The sequence below is a fragment of the Pedobacter sp. NEAU-ZC8 genome, assembly GCF_059278965.1.
In genome coordinates this window covers 59,417-76,374 of sequence record NZ_JCAJXC010000003.1, presented here as the reverse complement: position 1 = coordinate 76,374, position 16,958 = coordinate 59,417, and the positions used below count along the sequence as shown (strand labels likewise).

Sequence of the window (16,958 nt, the reverse complement as noted above, 5' to 3'; positions counted from 1 at the left end):
TATTATATGTCAGAACCGCTGGTTTTATATACCGTATCCGACCGTATTGCTACAATCACATTGAACCGTCCGGAAAAAAAGAATGCCTTAAGTGCTGAGCTGGTTACCCAATTAACGGAGATCATGCTTGAGGCTTCGGACGATGACGAGGTCAAAGTGATCATCCTCAAAGCAAATGGAAATGTATTCAGCGCCGGCGCAGACCTCGCCTACCTGCAACAACTCCAAAACAATACCCACGAGGAAAACCTTATTGATTCCAGGAACCTTCAAAAGCTGTTTACGACCATCTATTACCTTCCAAAGGTGGTCATTGCCCAGGTTGAGGGTCATGCCATTGCCGGAGGATGCGGACTGGCTACGGTATGTGACATCATTTTCAGCGTACCTGAAGCTAAATATGGGTATACGGAGGTTAAGCTCGGCTTTGTGCCTGCAATTGTAAGTTGTTTCCTGTTGAGAAAGACCAGTGAAACCGTCGCCAAGCGCATCCTGCTTACAGGTGAACTTTTCACCGCACAACAAGCGCTCGACTTTGGACTAATCACCTTTTTGGCAGAAAAAGATGAAATAAATGATAAAGTACAGGAATTCAGCTTAAATTTATGTCAACAAGCCTCAGCGAACGCGTTGATGGTCACTAAACAACTTATCGGTCAAACCACCAACCCAACTTTAGAGAAGAGCCTGGAAATTGCAGTCCAGATCAATGCAAGGGTTCGAGAAAGCGAAGACTTCAAAAAAGGTATCGCTTCTTTTCTCAGCAAAGAACCCATTCAATGGTAACCAATTACAACTATCAATATGTTTAAGTCAATCAAAACGGGGGTAATCGCCTTCATCCTGCTTAGTACAGCAGCACTTGCGCAAGCGCAAAAGAAAATTGAGCAAGGCACCGTAACCTATGCGGTATCATATGAACTCACACCAGAACAAAAGTCATCATTTGACGAGTCCATGTTACCAACAGAAAGTGTGCTGGAATTCAACAACAACCTGGGACGTATTCAGATGGACCTGGGCGCTGCGCTTGTAAAAGTAATCTCTGATGCAAACACGAAAACCGCCTTAGTTTTGGTAGACGTACCAATGGCGCAAAAGCAATTTGCAACTAAAATGTCCGCAGAAGAGGTTGCAAAAGAACGCGGCGACATCAAGTATTCCAACTTCAAACCGACTGGTCAAAAGCAAACCATTGCCGGATACAATGCAGAGAAATACACTTACACCGACAATAAAAACGCTAACTACGAACTTTGGCTAACCAAAGATGTTCGTCTTGCGAAAGGTGCTGAATACGAAGATTTCGCTCCATTAAACGGCACACCTGTAAAATACGCAATGACGGCAAATGGTGTAAAAAGCATCTATACTTTGAAGAGTATCAAAGAAAGTACGGTGGCTAATCTTTCAATGGAAGTGCCCGCAGGCTATGAACTGAAAACTGCTGCTGAAATGAAAGCAATGCAAGGAGGCGGACAATAATCTAAATGAAAAAGTATTTTAAGCATCTAATAAGCCAATTTTTACTCTTTATCGTCCTAAGCAGTGTTGCCCTTGCGCAGTCAAGAGGCCTCAACTGGACAAAAGATGGAAATGGCTACTATGAAATTCAAAACGGCGGAATCGTTTTGGTTTCCCTACCAAAAATGGAGCACAAGCAGGTATTAAAAAATACCAGCTTGCGAATCCAGTCATTTCAACTATCGGCTGATGGTAGCAAAGCCCTTATTTTCACAAACAGCAAGAAAGTTTGGCGTTACAACACCCGTGGCGACTACTACGTAGCTGATCTAAGCAGTGGCGCAGTGAAGCAGCTTGGTAAAAACATGCCGGCATCCTCGTTGATGTTCGCAAAGTTTTCACCAGATGGCGGACAGGTGGCGTATGTTAGCAAGCACAACCTTTATGTAGAAGATCTGGCCAGCAGTTCCATTAAGGCACTTACAACTGATGGAACAGACCGCTTAATCAATGGAACCTTTGATTGGGTATATGAAGAGGAGTTCAATTGCCGCGACGGCTTTCGCTGGAGCCCTGATGGAAAGTCTATCGCTTACTGGCAACTTGATGCGAACAAGATCAAGAATTTCCTCATGATCAATAACACAGACTCCATCTATGCTTACACCATCCCTGTCGAGTATCCGAAAGTCGGTGAAAATCCATCGGCTTGCCGCATTGGTATCGTTGATATTGCCTCAGCAAAAACCAAGTGGCTTGATGTACCAGGCGACAATGTACAGCACTACATCCCGCGAATGGAATGGATCCCGGGAACCAACGAAGTTATCCTTCAACAGCTGAACCGGGAGCAGAATGTATCAAAGTTATTTGTCGGTGATGCAACAACAGCAACGACGAAGAACATTCATACAGAAACCGATCCGGCCTGGATAGATGCTGCAGATGACTTCGAATGGATCAATAGCAACAAAGAGTTTTTATGGGCAAGCGAGAAAGATGGATGGAGACATTACTATAAAATCAGTAAAGACGGAAAAAAGCAAACGCTGATCACTAAAGGAAACTATGATGTGATAGAAAAAAGTCTTACTGACGAAAAAAACAACATGCTCTATTTCATTGCTTCTCCAACCAATGCCACACAAAAATATCTTTATAAAACAAAGTTAGATGGGAAGGGCAGTTTAGAAATGGTTACCCCCTCTGTGATGCCGGGCACCCATTCTTACAGCATCTCTCCGAATGGGTTATATGCAAGACACACCTACCAGAGTGCGTCTATTCAACCGCTAACAGAATGGATGAACCTCAACACTAGAACACCATTTAGCATGGATGGCAGCATTACCAATCAATTGGCTAGACAAAAACCAGCAGCAAACAAAACAACCTTCTTCAAGATCAAAACAGAAGATGGCATTGAACTCGATGGTTGGATGAAAAAACCAGCGAACTTTAATGAAAATAAAAAATACCCAGTGCTATTCTATGTTTATGGTGAGCCCGCATCCCAAACCGTAACCGACACCTATGGTGTGGATCATAACGCACTTTATCAAGGTAGCCTCGCTGAGGATGGCTACATCGCCATCTCCATTGAAAACCGTGGTGCACCAGCGCCGAAAGGCCGCGAATGGCGTAAAAGCATCTACAAGAATATTGGCGTGCTAAACATTCGTGATCAGGCAATGGCTGCAAAGGAGATCCTGAAATGGCCCTTCGTTGATAAAGATCGTGTTGCGGTGTATGGCTGGAGCGGAGGCGGATCCTCTACGTTGAACCTGATGTTCCAGTACCCCGAGATTTACAAAACAGGTATTGCAATTGCAGCAGTTGCCAATCAGCTGACGTATGATAACGTATACCAGGAACGTTACATGGGTTCCCCTTTGCAAACCAAAGAAGCATATGTTAAAGGTTCACCAATCAACCACGTTCAGGGATTGAAGGGGAATCTGCTTTATATTCATGGTACCGGCGATGACAATGTTCATTATCAAAACGCAGAGATGCTGATCAATGAGCTGATCAAACACAAGAAAGCTTTCCAAATGATGGCCTACCCTAATCGTACGCATAGCATCAGTGAAGGTGAAGGCACCAGATCTCATTTGGCGCTGACTTTTACAAACTTCTTGAAAGCAAATTGCCCTCCTGGAGCACGATAAAAACTCTAACAGAAAAGCAGCCTTTATTGGCTGCTTTTCTGTTAGTACCAATTGCAGATAAACGAATACGGCCAGAGCGGGCTTGGTTAGTTATTCTAGCCGAAAATCCACTTATCCTAATTTATCTTTAAACAACCCGATGGTTCTCCCCCATGCAAGTTTTGCAGCCGCCTCATTGTACCTTGTTGGCGAGCTATTGTTGTTGAAAGCATGGTTCACACCCTCATAAACGTAAAGCTTATAATCCTTTTTGTTTTCTTTAAGCGCAGCTTCATATGCTGAAATACCCGCATTAACACGTTCATCTAGCCCAGCATAGTGCAACATTAGACTTGCTTTGATTCTTGGTACGTCTTCAATTTTGGCCTGCATGCCATAGTAAGCAACTGCAGCCAGCAATTTGGGATCATTTACCGCCAGATTATTCGCCATTGCACCACCCCAGCAAAATCCCACGCAGCCTGCCTTGCCATTTCCGTCTTTGCGGTCACGCAGGTAATCCAATGCCATCAAGTAGTTCTTCAGGTTTTTCTCCTTATCAAGCTGACCAATTAGCTCACGGGCTTTGTCTTCATCAGCAGGTGTACCGCCAAACGGCGATAAGGCGTCCACTGCTACAGCGATGAAACCTTCAGCTGCCATCTGTCGCGCGACATCAACGATATGCGGGTTCAAGCCTCGATTCTCATGGATCACCAACACAGTACCAAGCTTCTTCGTTCCTTTTGGTCGGGCAGCGAAAGCCTTCACCTGCCCCTCTGCACCGGGAAAAGTTATCCGTTCTTCAATAATGTCCGCGTTCAGCGGGCTTGCAGCCTGTGCGTAATTATTCTCCAGCATAGGCAAGAGTGTCATTGCCATAGCTGTTCCGCCCGCGAGCAAAGCAAGGCGGTTTATAAATTCTTTCCTGCTTAAGGCGGTGTGGGTGTACTCATCGTACAGGTTGATAATCTTCTGGTCCATTGCTTATAAAGGTTAGATTGTTTCTCTTAACCAATATACCGTTTTCACCAGCACAAGTCAATGCATGGGCGTCAGCGAACCCCTAAAAACTTAAACTTTCAATTTTTGTTAAGGTATCATGAGCCTGATAAAGTTTACCAATAAGGGAATTTACTGCGAGCAAGGTGGCTTCTATATAGACCCCTGGCAGCCCGTAGACCTGGCGGTTACCACCCACGGACATGCTGATCATGTGAAATGGGGCAACAAAGCCTACCTCTGCCACGACCTTACAAGACCAATCCTGAATCAACGGCTCGGTCCCGACCTCGTGATTGAAACGCTGCCCTACAACAAACAAGTAACTATAAACGGCGTCAAACTTAGTCTTTTCCCTGCAGGACACGTCATTGGCTCCGCACAGATCCGCTTGGAATATAAGGGGGAAATTTGTGTGGTATCAGGTGACTACAAAGTCGAATTTGATGGTATCAGCACTGCTTTTGAACCAGTGAAGTGCCATACTTTTGTTTCCGAAAGCACCTTTGGACTTCCTATATACAAATGGCAGCCACAGGAAATTATCTTCCAGCAAATTCAGAACTGGGTATCGGATAACCATGACAAAGGTAAAACCAGTGTTCTGGTAGCATATAGCCTAGGAAAAGCACAACGGTTGATCAAGAACCTTGCAGATTACTGCCAGATCTATGTACATAATTCCATTGCGAACCTCAATGAAGGATTCATAAGAGCAGGCGTTAGCCTGCCGGAGACCATCCGTATTACACCTGAACTAAAAAAAGAAACGCTGCAGCAAGGGATCGTCATTGTTCCACCTGTCATGGCGGAGGGTAAATGGATTAAAACATTGCAACAGGCAGCGACGGGCGTTTGTTCCGGCTGGATGCAGGTGCGTGCGGGTCGCCGTTGGCGCAGTGCCGACGCGGGCTTTGCGCTCAGTGATCATGCGGACTGGCCAGGTTTGTTGGATGCCATCAAAGCGACGGAAGCAGAAAAAGTGTTCGTCACGCACGGCTTTACCGCTACCTTCTCCAAATACCTGAACGAGATCGGTATTGCATCCGAGGAGGTAAAAACACAATACGGAAACGAAGATGAAGAAGAACCAGTACCTACGACAACAGAAACAATTTGAAACGATTCTCCGAACTTATCCAGCAACTGGAAACCAGCAATAAGACCAACGATAAGATCGCTGCGCTAGTTGATTATTTCAGCAATGCGGATGACCGTGATAAAACCTACGTCATTGCGATGTTCACTGGCAAGAAGCCCAAGCGCCCGGTAAACACGGCATTATTGCGCAGCTGGGCAACAGAACTCAGTGGTATACCAGGCTGGCTTTTTCAGGAAAGCTACTCCAGTGTAGGTGATCTGAGTGAAACCATTGCACTGGTACTTCCTCCTCCTGAGAAAGTCACGGATCGGAAACTGCATGAGTGGATCACCGACCTGGCGAGGCTAAATGGTAAAAGTGATGAAGACAAGAAAACGTTCATCCTTGATGCATGGAACAGCCTGGACACGCCACAGCGATTTATATTCAATAAGCTCATCTCGGGCAACTTCCGGATCGGCGTATCGCATAAGATGCTGGTTAACGCGTTGGCCAAACAGAGCAACACCGACAGCAACAAGATCATGCACAGCATCATGGGTAAATGGCAGCCCGAAGAAATCACCTATGATGCGCTAATAGAAGGCGCTCACGTCAACACCGATAACTCCTGGCCATATCCGTTCTGTCTTGCTTATGCATTAGAGATGCAGGCAGACGATCTTGGACCGGTAGACGATTGGCAGGCAGAATGGAAATGGGACGGCATCCGCGGTCAGATCGTGAAGCGGAACGGAGAATTGTTCATCTGGTCGCGCGGTGAGGAACTGGTTACGGACCAGTTTCCGGAATTGCACTTCCTTAAAGACGAGCTCGATGACGGTACCGTATTAGATGGAGAGATACTTTCAGTTAAAGACGGGAATGTGCAGGTTTTTAGCATTTTACAGCAACGCCTAAACAGGAAGACCATAAACAAAGCTCAACTGAATGATGCACCTGTAGGCTTTTACATCTACGACCTGCTGGAACTCGGCACAGCCGATATCCGGGAAAAACCGCTTGCTGAAAGGCGTGCGTTGCTGGAGCAGATCGTATCCATGCTGCAAACGAAGGATGTAGCCGTATTATCCCCGGTGATCACATTTCAAAGCTGGGAAGCACTAACCGAGATCCGCCAGCATAGCCGTGATATGAATAGCGAAGGCATCATGTTAAAGCGGCTTGATTCTCACTATCATAGCGGCAGAAAACGTGGGGACTGGTGGAAATGGAAGATCAATCCTTATACCGTTGATACCGTTTTGATCTATGCGCAGAAAGGAAGTGGCCGAAGAGCCAACTTCTACACGGATTATACCTTTGCGGTCCGAGATGGCGAAAAGTTGATCACCGTCGCAAAAGCATATTCAGGGCTCACCGACAAGGAGATCAAAGAAGTCGATGCTTTCGTAAAAAGGAACGCCGTAGAGAAGTTCGGCCCGGTTAGAACCGTCAAGCCTGAGCTTGTTTTTGAGATTGCCTTCGAAGGTATTGCTGAAAGCAAAAGGCATAAGGCCGGACTGGCACTGCGATTCCCCAGAATCCTAAGGTGGCGGAAAGACAAAAAGGCTGAAGAGATCAATACGCTCGAAGATCTAAGACAATTGCTAAATTCGACCTTATCATGAGTCCTGAAATCAACAGCCTAAGCAAAAGTTACGGCTATAAAACAGTAATCAAATGGCTGCGACAAACCAGGAAAAAACCTTTTGACTTCCAGACGGAAGCCTGGCAATACTATGCCGAAGGCTATTGTGGGATGGTAAACGCACCAACAGGCTTCGGTAAAACCTTCTCCATGTTCTTAGCTGTGGTAATTGAAGAGCTTAACATCATCCATGAAGCAAAAACGAGCAAGGTCAAACCACCTAAAAAGAGAACAGATGCAGGGTTGAAGTTGCTTTGGATCACACCACTCCGCTCGCTGGCAAAAGATCTTGCAAGAGCCATGCGCGAAGTCTGTGCGGAATTGGAGTTGGACTGGATCATTGGTGTTCGGAACGGCGACACCTCGCAAAACGATAAACTTAAACAGAAAAAGCAGATGCCGGAGGTGTTAATCATTACTCCGGAGAGCATGCACCTTCTGCTTGCACAAAAAGGCACCATTAGCAACTTCAATAACTTGCGTTGCATCGTTGCAGACGAATGGCACGAGCTGATCGGCAGCAAACGCGGCGTGCTTGCAGAACTGGCCATCTCAAGAATCCGCGGCTTGCTTCAGGAAAAGCACCCTGAGCGGCTGTTGCGCATTTGGGGGATTTCGGCAACGATAGGTAATATGGAGGAAGCTCTGGATGTCCTGGTACCCTATGAGGAAGTCTTGAAGGTTATCGTAAAAGCAGATCTCGAAAAGAAAATTGATATCCGCTCCGTATTGCCGGATCATATTGACATGTTACCCTGGGCCGGGCACCTGGGTCATAAGCTTGCACACAAGTTGCTACCCATTATTCATAAAAGTAAAACCACGCTGATCTTCACGAATACACGGGGCCAGGCGGAGCTATGGTACCAGAACTTACTGAAGCTGGATGAGGGTCTTGCTGGCCAGATTGCCATACACCACGGCTCCATAGATCATGAACTCCGGAACTGGATTGAAGACGCCATTCACACCGGCGCATTGAAGGCCGTGATCAGCACTTCTTCCCTGGACCTGGGCGTGGATTTCAAACCCGTGGATACCGTTGTGCAGGTTGGCTCCCCGAAAGGCGTTGCCCGCTTCTTACAACGCGCCGGCCGTAGCGGTCACTCACCCTATGAAACATCAACCATCTACTTTCTGCCCACCCATGCGCTGGAACTTGCTGAAGCTTCGGCCATAAAAGAAGCCGCAAAGACACAGAACATCGAAAGCCGACAGCCAGTAGTCATGGCGTTTGATACGCTGATCCAGTATCTGGTCACCTTAGCTGTAGGAGATGGATTTGATGACAAACTCATCTACCGGGAGGTAAAAGAAACTTATGCTTACCGGGAGCTACTGGACTCGGAATGGGCATGGATGATGCAATTTATTACTTCAGGCGGAGATAGCTTGTCGGCTTACAACGAGTTTAATAAAGTAGAACTGGTCGATGGACTTTGGAAGGTTACGAGCAGGCAGATCGCCATGCGACACAGGCTTCACATTGGTACGATTGTGAGCGATGCTATGCTAAAAGTAAAATACCTTACCGGCGGTTATGTAGGTATGCTGGAGGAGTCTTTCATTGCCAAAATCAAACCAGGTAACAGCTTTGCCCTGGCTGGGCGTGTGCTGGAGTTTGTAATGGTGAAAGACATGACCGTGCTGGTTCGAAAAAGCAAACTAAAAACTGCGATCACGCCAAGCTGGCTCGGCGGGCGTCTGCCGCTATCCGCCAACTTGGGCGCCATACTAAGAAGAAAGTATAACGATGCTTTATCACAGGATAGAAATGATGAAGAACTATCCTTCATCTATCCGCTGTTTGAACGACAGGCGAAAGTGTCGCACGTTCCAAAAGATGATGAGTTTCTTATTGAACTGATCGATACCAAAGACGGCCATCATCTATTTGCATATCCTTTTGAAGGGAGACTGGTACATGAAGTGCTTGCTGCCTTGATCGCCTACCGCCTGGGGCGCGTTAAGCCGATCAGTTTTTCAATTGCTATGAACGACTATGGCTTTGAACTGTTAAGCGAGCAGCCCATTCCACTCGATGAGCCAAATATTAAAGCATTGTTCAGTCCTGAAAACCTTGCTGAAGATATTGTGGCGAGTATCAATGCAACGGAAATGGCACGAAGGAAGTTCCGGGATATCGCCTGCATTTCCGGACTGGTCTTTCAAGGTTATCCAGGAAAGTATGTAGCCAACAAACACCTTCAATCTTCTTCTTCATTATTCTTCAACGTGTTTAGCGATTACGACAAACACAACTTGTTACTGCGGCAAGCCTATGATGAAGCGTTCTATCAGCAAATTGAAGAGCCTAGACTAGCGGCTGCCCTACACCGGATACAGCAAAGTAAAATAATTATTATTAGAACTAACCGTTATACACCATTGTGTTTCCCGATTAAGGTCGATAGCTTGCGGGAAAATATGAGTACAGAGGAACTCAGTCAGCGTATCGAACGAATGACTGCAGAGACCGAGAAAAAGTCGAGGAGAAAGAATGACCATCAATTGTAGCGGAGAAGAATTAATACTGGATAAAGAAAGAGCCATCTACTGGCCTGCAAAACGGATGCTGATCATCAGCGATATTCATATTGGAAAATCAGCCCACTTCAGGCGCAGCGGCATCCCTGTTCCAGCCACAATAGGCCACAAAGATCTGAGCCGTATAACAAAGTTAACTGAAGTATATGGCGTTGATAATCTTGTTATAACAGGTGATATGTTCCACAACAACATGAATAGCGATGTAGAAGACTTTAGATCTTGGAGAGCACAACATTCCCAACTGGAAATTCACTTGATTAAAGGAAATCATGATGGTCTGAAAATGGAAGATTATGCAGGACTAGGCATTCAGATTCATCAGAAAGAATTGTTGCAATTTCCATTTCGCTTCATTCATGATAAGCCAGAAACGAAGGATGATTATTTTAATATCAGCGGGCACATTCATCCTGGCGTCACCATACACGGCAAAGCCAGGCAGCAATTACGCCTGCCTTGTTTTTACTTCAGCGATACTTGTGCAGTGCTGCCCGCCTTCAGTGCTTTTACGGGGTTGAGTAATATCAAAGCTTCCGAAGGCGACACCTTTTACGCCATCACCCCTACTAAGGTTGTAATGGTATAGGTTTAAATAGCCATTTGTTGGAGAAGCAGACGAACCACCATTTTGTCGGTTTTAAAGGTCACATCATCCTCGCTTAGTGCAACGAGTTTTACCCATCGGAAACTTTGTGCTGTGCCTGCTGTAAAATCGAAGGGCTTATGCTTAAATTCCAGATCTAGCCTGCCGGCAGGTCTTACAAAATAATAGATGCTTAGAATCTGGCTGTCATTAAAAGAAGATTTTTCGTAGAAATCGGTCGTATAAAAGTGATTTAGCACTTCGACTTCAGCAGCACATTCTTCCATAAACTCGCGTTTTAAGGCATCAATAAGACCTTCTCCAAGTTCCAGTCCCCCACCGGGGAATTTACTAAAATGCCTGCCCTCCTGCTGCTCATCGCTGATCAGTATTTCATCCCGTTCATTGATCAGCAACCCATATACTCTTACATTAAAATAACTCATTGATCAAAGTGCTTTTGATTTTTGGTTGCATTTTCCAGCGTCCAGATGATTTCACGCTTAAAATCCTCCTGCCGCACCGGACAATTCTCCATATGGCAATAGTTGCAGCATGCCGGTAAACATGGATCTGCATGGATGAACAGCTCTGTACGATGGCCAACAGTACCGTTGATCATGGCATCGATTTCTGAGATCTCATGATGTACCTTATTCAGATCGAAATAATACGGAAAAGTAAAGTGGCAGTCCATATGTACATCTGCCCCGTATTGCTGCACCCGCAAGTTATGTACGTCGATCCAGGGATTGCGACGGTTTTCCTGCAGCGCGCCTACAATATTTCGCACCAGATCGATATTACTTTCATCCATTAGTCCGCCGACAGATTTCCTGGTCAGCTTGTAACCACTATAAATGATATACATGCCCAGCAGGATAGAAATCACGCTGTCGAGCCAGTAAAGGCGGGAAAAGTAAATGATCAAAATGCCAATGACAAGGCCGGCACTCGTTATGGCATCAGTGAGTAGATGCTTGCCGTCTGCCTCCAGGGTGATGGAGCGATGACGCTTCCCGGTATTGATCAGATAGTAACCTACGATCATATTGATGAAACCAGTAGTGGCAATGATAATCGCGCCTTCAAACAGGTTCTGAATTGGGTTAGGAAAAATCAGATTATAACCGGATTTCAGAATGATAATAATCCCAGCAATTCCGATGAGGGTACCTTCCAGGAAAGCTGAAAAGAACTCCACCTTGCCGTGCCCATAGGGATGATTTTCGTCTTTAGGGAGCGTAGTCAGGTAGATGCTGTAAAACGCAAAGCTACTGGCTAGTACATTCACAATGCTCTCCGCCGCATCCGTCAATATCGCATTAGACTGCGTTATGAAGTAAGCCGCGAATTTGGCGAGCATCAGGAAAACACTGACGCACAAAGAGACCAGGATTGCTTTTTTTTTGGGCTGCAACAGTTGAAATTTAGGGGGCAAAAGTACTTAATAACGCTGAAAATGCATTATTATTTATTTTTTTGGCCAGCACTAAGCACAGGTTTTTATATTTGTTAAACTACTTAAAACAATTATGAGCATATTATCTAGGAGAATCAACAACTTATCAGAATCTCAGACCATAAAAATGGCCAAACTTGGACGAGAATTATCTGCTAAGGGCATTGATGTCATCAACTTAAGTTTTGGAGAACCCGATTTTTTCACACCAGATGCGGTAAAGCAAGCAGCAAAAAAGGCTATCGACGAAAATTATTCTTACTACACCCCAGTTTCTGGTTATCCGGATCTAAGAAAGGCCGTTGCAGAGAAACTGAAGCGGGAAAATGATTTAGATTACACTTTTGATCAGATTGTTGTTTCAACCGGCGCAAAGCAATCGCTATCAAACGCTATTTTATGCTTGATCAATCCTGGAGATGAGGTGATCGTGCCTACACCATACTGGGTTTCCTATTCCGAAATGATCAAACTGGCGGAAGGTGAATCGGTTTTTATTCATGCAACGGTGGAAAACGACTTTAAGATCACAGCCGATCAGCTGGAAGCCGCCATCACCCCGAAAACAAAGATGTTCATGTTTTCTTCGCCATGTAATCCGACGGGATCGGTGTATTCACATGAGGAGCTTGCCGCCCTGGTAGAGGTTTTTGAGCGCTACCCAGATATTATGATCTTATCTGATGAGATTTATGAGCACATCAACTTCGTGGATAAGCACTACTCTATCGCCTCTTTCCCATCGGTAAAAGAACGCGTGATACTGATCAATGGATTTTCTAAAGCCTATGCTATGACTGGTTGGAGAGTCGGCTATATGGCTGCAAGCAAAGAAATCGCTGCAGCCTGTGATAAACTTCAAGGACAGATCACCTCAGGTACTTCATCCATCTCCCAGCGTGCTGCCCTTGCTGCCTACGAAGAAGGACTAGACTCCGTGAACGAGATGAAGGAAGCTTTTAGAAGACGTAGAACCATCGTTTATGATCTATTGAAAGCTATTCCAGACATCAAAGTAAACCTTCCAGATGGTGCTTTTTACTTCTTCCCTGAAGTTAAAGCTTATTTCGGCAAAAATCATAATGGCACAGTGATCAACAACGCAGAGGAACTTTGCCTATATCTGTTGAATGAGGCACACGTTTCTACAGTTACTGGTGAGGCTTTCGGCAATGAAAACTGCATCCGTATTTCCTATGCAGCTTCTGAAGATCAACTGAAAGAAGCCATGTCGAGGATCACAGCAGCATTGGCAAACCTAAAATAGACTTCACACCACAAATTGCCTTTGTTAGAACAGGCATAAACAATGCTTATAAAAGAAAGCGGACGTACCCTGGGGTACGTCCGCTTTCTTTTATAGTTAAACCGTTAGGATCGTATCGCCTCAACGGGATCAAGGCGGGAAGCAGAGAACGCTGGCCAAAATCCAGATATTGCACCGATAATCACCGAAATACTAATGCCCATGATCACATTATTAATGTCTAGTATAATTTCAAAGTCTGCCAGATGTGTAAAGGCCTGGGTAACCATAAACACCAGAAGTAGCCCCAGTAGTCCACCCATCAGACACAAGGCAATCGCTTCAAACATGAACTGCAGCAAAATGAAGTAGTTCTTGGCACCGAGCGATTTCTGTATCCCGATAATGTTAGTACGTTCCTTCACCGAAACAAACATGATGTTAGCAATCCCGAATCCACCTACAAGGATTGAAAATCCGCCGATCACCCAACCTGCAATATTGACCATCTTAAACATAATGTCCAACTGATTGGAAAGCATGGTCGTTTTGTTTAAGGAAAAATCATCTTCGGCCCCGGGAGGAATTCTTCGAATGGAGCGCATTGTTCCATAAAGTTCACTTTCAACCTCTTCCAGACCCACTGACTCCTTTCCTCTCACGGTAATTTGCGGTTGATATTGCTCATTTTCAATGTCAAAAAGCCCTTTTGCGTAAACGAGCGGAATAACAGCATTGTTATCCTGAGACATACCCAGCATATCGTCACCTTCCTTTTTAAATACCCCTACAACGGTCATTCGGCGGCCAAGAACTTTTATTTGTTTCCCAATTGCACTTTCGCCATCAAACAACCCGTTAGCTACTTCCGCTCCAAGAATGATCACAGGACTTGCCGACCTGCCCTCGCTTTCTGTAAAGTACCGGCCTTCCTGAAAATCAAGCGTCCAGGTCTTATTAAAATCCGGCGATACCGCGGTTACATTCACACCCTCAACGGAACTACTACGAAACTTCAGCGTCCGGTTTGATGCAGTAGCTTCAAACGAGATACCATCTACATGCTCCAGGCGTTCACGCAAGGCGTTATAGTCGCGCAAGGTAGGCTGTGGGCGGTTCACATACCTCCACCATTGGAAATCACCACCGAAAACCCATGGCCATTTTTGCACGAACAACGTATTCGAGCCGAGTTTGTCAACACTTGATTGAAGCTTGTAGCGCAGGGTATCTACGGCAGAAAACACAGAGATAATCGTGAATATACCAATGGTAATGCCCAGCAAAGACAACATTGTTCTTAGCTTATTTTGCCGCAAGGCGTCCGCCGCAAAACGGAAGCTCTCCCCTATAAGTCTGAATATGATCATAATTACCGTTTAGACCTAAGTTAGCTAAAAAGGTTACAGGATAAATTAAATAATTAGCGTTGTGCTGTTTGGAAGATTAACAAGGCGTTGACAAGGGGTTAACAGGGGGTTGACAAGGGGTTGACAAGGCTAAAGCCAGGTGAAGACCTGGTTAACCCCTTGTCAAGGCCAGGCATGTTAGCTGGCTGTCATATCGCTGAAAACAGGTTTGGAATGGTCTAAAAGTTGTGCGCTTACAAAAAATATATCAATTCTAATGAAATTATTTTCGTATTTTTGCGCCTTTAATTAGTACATCGAAACATGAAGTTATCACAATTTAAGTTTAATTTACCCGAATCATTAGTTGCCAGTACGCCTTCCGACCAACGTGATGAGGCTCGTTTAATGGTTTTACATAAAGATAGTGGCAAAATTGAACACAAGATCTTTAAGGATGTTTTGGACTATTTTGATGACCAGGATGTAATGATTTTAAACAACACCAAAGTTTTCCCAGCACGTCTGTATGGTAATAAGGAAAAAACAGGTGCAACCATTGAAGTATTTTTACTACGTGAATTAAATAAAGAGTTAAGATTATGGGACGTTCTTGTTGATCCAGCTCGTAAGATCCGCGTAGGTAACAAATTATATTTTGGCGATGATGATCTTTTGGTTGCAGAGGTTGTTGACAATACTACATCCCGTGGCCGTACCATCCGTTTCTTGTTTGATGGTACTGACGAAGAGTTCAGGAAGAACATCGAAATTCTCGGAGAAACACCACTACCTAAATACATCAAACGTAAAGCTACTGCACAGGATAAAGAGCGTTACCAGACCATCTTCGCTAAACATGAAGGTGCTGTTGCTGCTCCTACCGCAGGTCTGCATTTTAGCCGCGAGTTGATGAAACGTCTGGAACTTAAGGGTGTCAATTTCGCTGAAGTGACGCTTCATATTGGTCTTGGTACGTTCAGAACCGTTGAGGTTGAAGATTTAACCAAACACAAAATGGACTCTGAACAGTTCATCATTTCACAGAAAGACGCTGACATCGTAAATCAGGGTATCGAGCGTAAAAAGAAAATTTGTGCTGTTGGAACTACATCCATGCGTGCCATCGAGTCTGCGGTATCATCTGCAAGGACATTGAAAGCCGCTAATGACTGGACCAGCAAGTTTATTTTCCCACCCTACGAGTTCAACATCGCTAACGCGATGATCACAAACTTCCACACACCAGAATCTACGCTATTGATGATGGTAAGTGCATTTGGAGGATTTGAAAACGTTAGAAATGCATATGAAGTAGCCCTAAAAGAAAAATATCGCTTCTATAGCTACGGTGATGCAATGTTGATTATTTAAGACATTAATTTATCAAAATCCTGAAATGGGAGATTTAAACCGACAGGTTAAGGTCTCCCATTTTTTGTATCATGCCCTATTTAGATGAAATATTTCGCAATTATCGTCGCTGGTGGCTCCGGCACCAGAATGAATGCCGAGCTGCCAAAGCAGTTTTTACTACTTCATGGCAAGCCGATCCTGATGCATACCATAGCAGCTTTCGCTGCCTGCACGTTAAATCCGGAGATCATCCTTGTCCTAAACATCCATCAGCACCAATACTGGGAGCGTCTATGTAAAGAATATAACTTTGACATTCCACATCAACTGGTGAGTGGCGGCCAGGAGAGATTTCATTCGGTAAGCAATGGTTTGAAGGCTATCACTGGGAATGGCATCGTCGCTGTACACGACGCCGTCCGGCCATTGATCTCGCCGGAACTTATACGTAGATGTTTTGAAGCTGCAGGAGAAAAAGGTAATGCAGTTGTGGGTGTACAACCTACAGATTCGATTAGAAGAATCGATGTTAATGGCCGTTCAGAAGCAATTAACCGGAACATGGTTGCCCTTATTCAAACCCCGCAGGCCTTTGAAAGTAAGCTGCTTAAGAAGGCTTACCACCAACCATATCGCAACGACTTCACAGATGATGCCTCTGTAGTAGAACGCATGGGAACTGAGATCCACCTGATTGAAGGGGAACGGAGCAACATCAAGATCACCTTTAAGGAGGATATGGAAATTGCGAAATACTATCTAACAAAAAAGGCTTCTGAATAATCAGAAGCCTTTAATATCTTTTGCTAGTTACTAGGTTGCTCTATTGATTAACTTCAAAATGATCGCAATAACTGCAATTACCAATAAGATGTGGATCAAGCCACCTACATCGCCAAAACCGTTAAAGAAGAAGCCAATAATCCATAGTATCACTAGTACTACGGCTACTAAATAGAGTAGATTTCCCATAATTTTTAATTTTTAGTTAGGTTGTAATATTTTTTCCAGCTGGTTGAGCTGCTGACAGTTCTATTACAATCTTCGTTCCAAAAAAAAAAGCC

Annotated in this window: 15 protein-coding genes; 10 read left to right on the top strand and 5 right to left on the bottom strand. The window is 44.8% G+C overall.

From position 1 onward, the window contains the following. Positions 1-6: 6 nt before the first annotated feature. Genes AC5WJX_RS03515 through AC5WJX_RS03505 form a run of 3 tightly spaced genes read left to right on the top strand, consistent with a single transcriptional unit; the run spans position 7 to position 3,635 of the window. Entirely contained in the window at positions 7-786 is a 780-nt protein-coding gene (locus tag AC5WJX_RS03515) for an enoyl-CoA hydratase/isomerase family protein (RefSeq protein WP_494483373.1), read from the top strand. Between the two features lie 18 nt (positions 787-804). After that, complete coding sequence (locus AC5WJX_RS03510) at positions 805-1,485, top strand: DUF4412 domain-containing protein (protein ID WP_494483372.1); 681 nt, start codon at positions 805-807, stop codon at positions 1,483-1,485. A 5-nt stretch (positions 1,486-1,490) separates the two neighbouring features. Continuing rightward, positions 1,491-3,635 (top strand): S9 family peptidase, encoded by a 2,145-nt coding sequence (locus AC5WJX_RS03505; RefSeq protein ID WP_494483371.1) that lies wholly within the window; start codon positions 1,491-1,493, stop codon positions 3,633-3,635. Between the two features lie 111 nt (positions 3,636-3,746). Here AC5WJX_RS03505 and AC5WJX_RS03500 read toward each other — a convergent pair whose 3' ends face one another. After that, positions 3,747-4,598, bottom strand: coding sequence for a dienelactone hydrolase family protein (locus AC5WJX_RS03500; RefSeq protein ID WP_494483370.1), 852 nt, complete (start codon positions 4,596-4,598; stop codon positions 3,747-3,749). A gap of 118 nt (positions 4,599-4,716) precedes the next feature. On the opposite strand from AC5WJX_RS03500, the gene AC5WJX_RS03495 reads away from it, so the two are divergent. The 4 genes from AC5WJX_RS03495 to pdeM are packed head-to-tail and all read left to right on the top strand — an operon-like array spanning position 4,717 to position 10,484. After that, complete coding sequence (locus AC5WJX_RS03495) at positions 4,717-5,736, top strand: ligase-associated DNA damage response exonuclease (protein WP_494483369.1); 1,020 nt, start codon at positions 4,717-4,719, stop codon at positions 5,734-5,736. Continuing rightward, positions 5,733-7,328 carry an ATP-dependent DNA ligase gene (locus AC5WJX_RS03490; RefSeq protein ID WP_494483368.1) on the top strand — a complete coding sequence of 532 codons (1,596 nt, stop codon included), beginning with the start codon at positions 5,733-5,735 and terminating at the stop codon, positions 7,326-7,328. Before AC5WJX_RS03495 ends, AC5WJX_RS03490 begins: the two co-directional genes overlap by 4 nt. Continuing rightward, positions 7,325-9,865 carry a ligase-associated DNA damage response DEXH box helicase gene (locus tag AC5WJX_RS03485; protein WP_494483367.1) on the top strand — a complete coding sequence of 847 codons (2,541 nt, stop codon included), beginning with the start codon at positions 7,325-7,327 and terminating at the stop codon, positions 9,863-9,865. Before AC5WJX_RS03490 ends, AC5WJX_RS03485 begins: the two co-directional genes overlap by 4 nt. Further along, positions 9,849-10,484, top strand: coding sequence for a ligase-associated DNA damage response endonuclease PdeM (gene pdeM / locus AC5WJX_RS03480; RefSeq protein WP_494483366.1), 636 nt, complete (start codon positions 9,849-9,851; stop codon positions 10,482-10,484). Before AC5WJX_RS03485 ends, pdeM begins: the two co-directional genes overlap by 17 nt. 2 nt (positions 10,485-10,486) lie before the next feature. Here pdeM and AC5WJX_RS03475 read toward each other — a convergent pair whose 3' ends face one another. Both AC5WJX_RS03475 and AC5WJX_RS03470 read right to left on the bottom strand, forming a co-directional pair. Continuing rightward, positions 10,487-10,927 carry an NUDIX domain-containing protein gene (locus AC5WJX_RS03475; RefSeq protein WP_494483365.1) on the bottom strand — a complete coding sequence of 147 codons (441 nt, stop codon included), beginning with the start codon at positions 10,925-10,927 and terminating at the stop codon, positions 10,487-10,489. Further along, the gene (locus AC5WJX_RS03470; protein WP_494483364.1) at positions 10,924-11,901 is read right to left on the bottom strand and encodes a cation diffusion facilitator family transporter; all 978 of its coding nucleotides are present in this window, start codon (positions 11,899-11,901) and stop codon (positions 10,924-10,926) included. Before AC5WJX_RS03470 ends, AC5WJX_RS03475 begins: the two co-directional genes overlap by 4 nt. A gap of 115 nt (positions 11,902-12,016) precedes the next feature. Between AC5WJX_RS03470 and AC5WJX_RS03465 the strand changes: the two genes are divergently transcribed. Continuing rightward, positions 12,017-13,210, top strand: coding sequence for a pyridoxal phosphate-dependent aminotransferase (locus AC5WJX_RS03465; protein WP_440429248.1), 1,194 nt, complete (start codon positions 12,017-12,019; stop codon positions 13,208-13,210). Positions 13,211-13,314: 104 nt separating this feature from the next. Here the strand turns inward: AC5WJX_RS03465 and AC5WJX_RS03460 are convergent, their stop codons facing one another. Continuing rightward, the gene (locus AC5WJX_RS03460) at positions 13,315-14,559 is read right to left on the bottom strand and encodes an ABC transporter permease (RefSeq protein WP_440429247.1); all 1,245 of its coding nucleotides are present in this window, start codon (positions 14,557-14,559) and stop codon (positions 13,315-13,317) included. A gap of 303 nt (positions 14,560-14,862) precedes the next feature. Here AC5WJX_RS03460 and queA point away from each other — a divergent pair, with 303 nt between their 5' ends. Then, positions 14,863-15,912: a tRNA preQ1(34) S-adenosylmethionine ribosyltransferase-isomerase QueA gene (gene queA / locus AC5WJX_RS03455; protein ID WP_440429246.1), complete on the top strand. Its 1,050-nt coding sequence runs from the start codon at positions 14,863-14,865 to the stop codon at positions 15,910-15,912. Between the two features lie 84 nt (positions 15,913-15,996). Continuing rightward, positions 15,997-16,677: a 2-C-methyl-D-erythritol 4-phosphate cytidylyltransferase gene (locus tag AC5WJX_RS03450; protein ID WP_494483363.1), complete on the top strand. Its 681-nt coding sequence runs from the start codon at positions 15,997-15,999 to the stop codon at positions 16,675-16,677. A 30-nt stretch (positions 16,678-16,707) separates the two neighbouring features. On the opposite strand, the gene AC5WJX_RS03445 is transcribed toward AC5WJX_RS03450, so the two are convergent. Further along, entirely contained in the window at positions 16,708-16,866 is a 159-nt protein-coding gene (locus AC5WJX_RS03445) for a lmo0937 family membrane protein (protein ID WP_440429244.1), read from the bottom strand. Positions 16,867-16,958 lie beyond the last annotated feature (92 nt).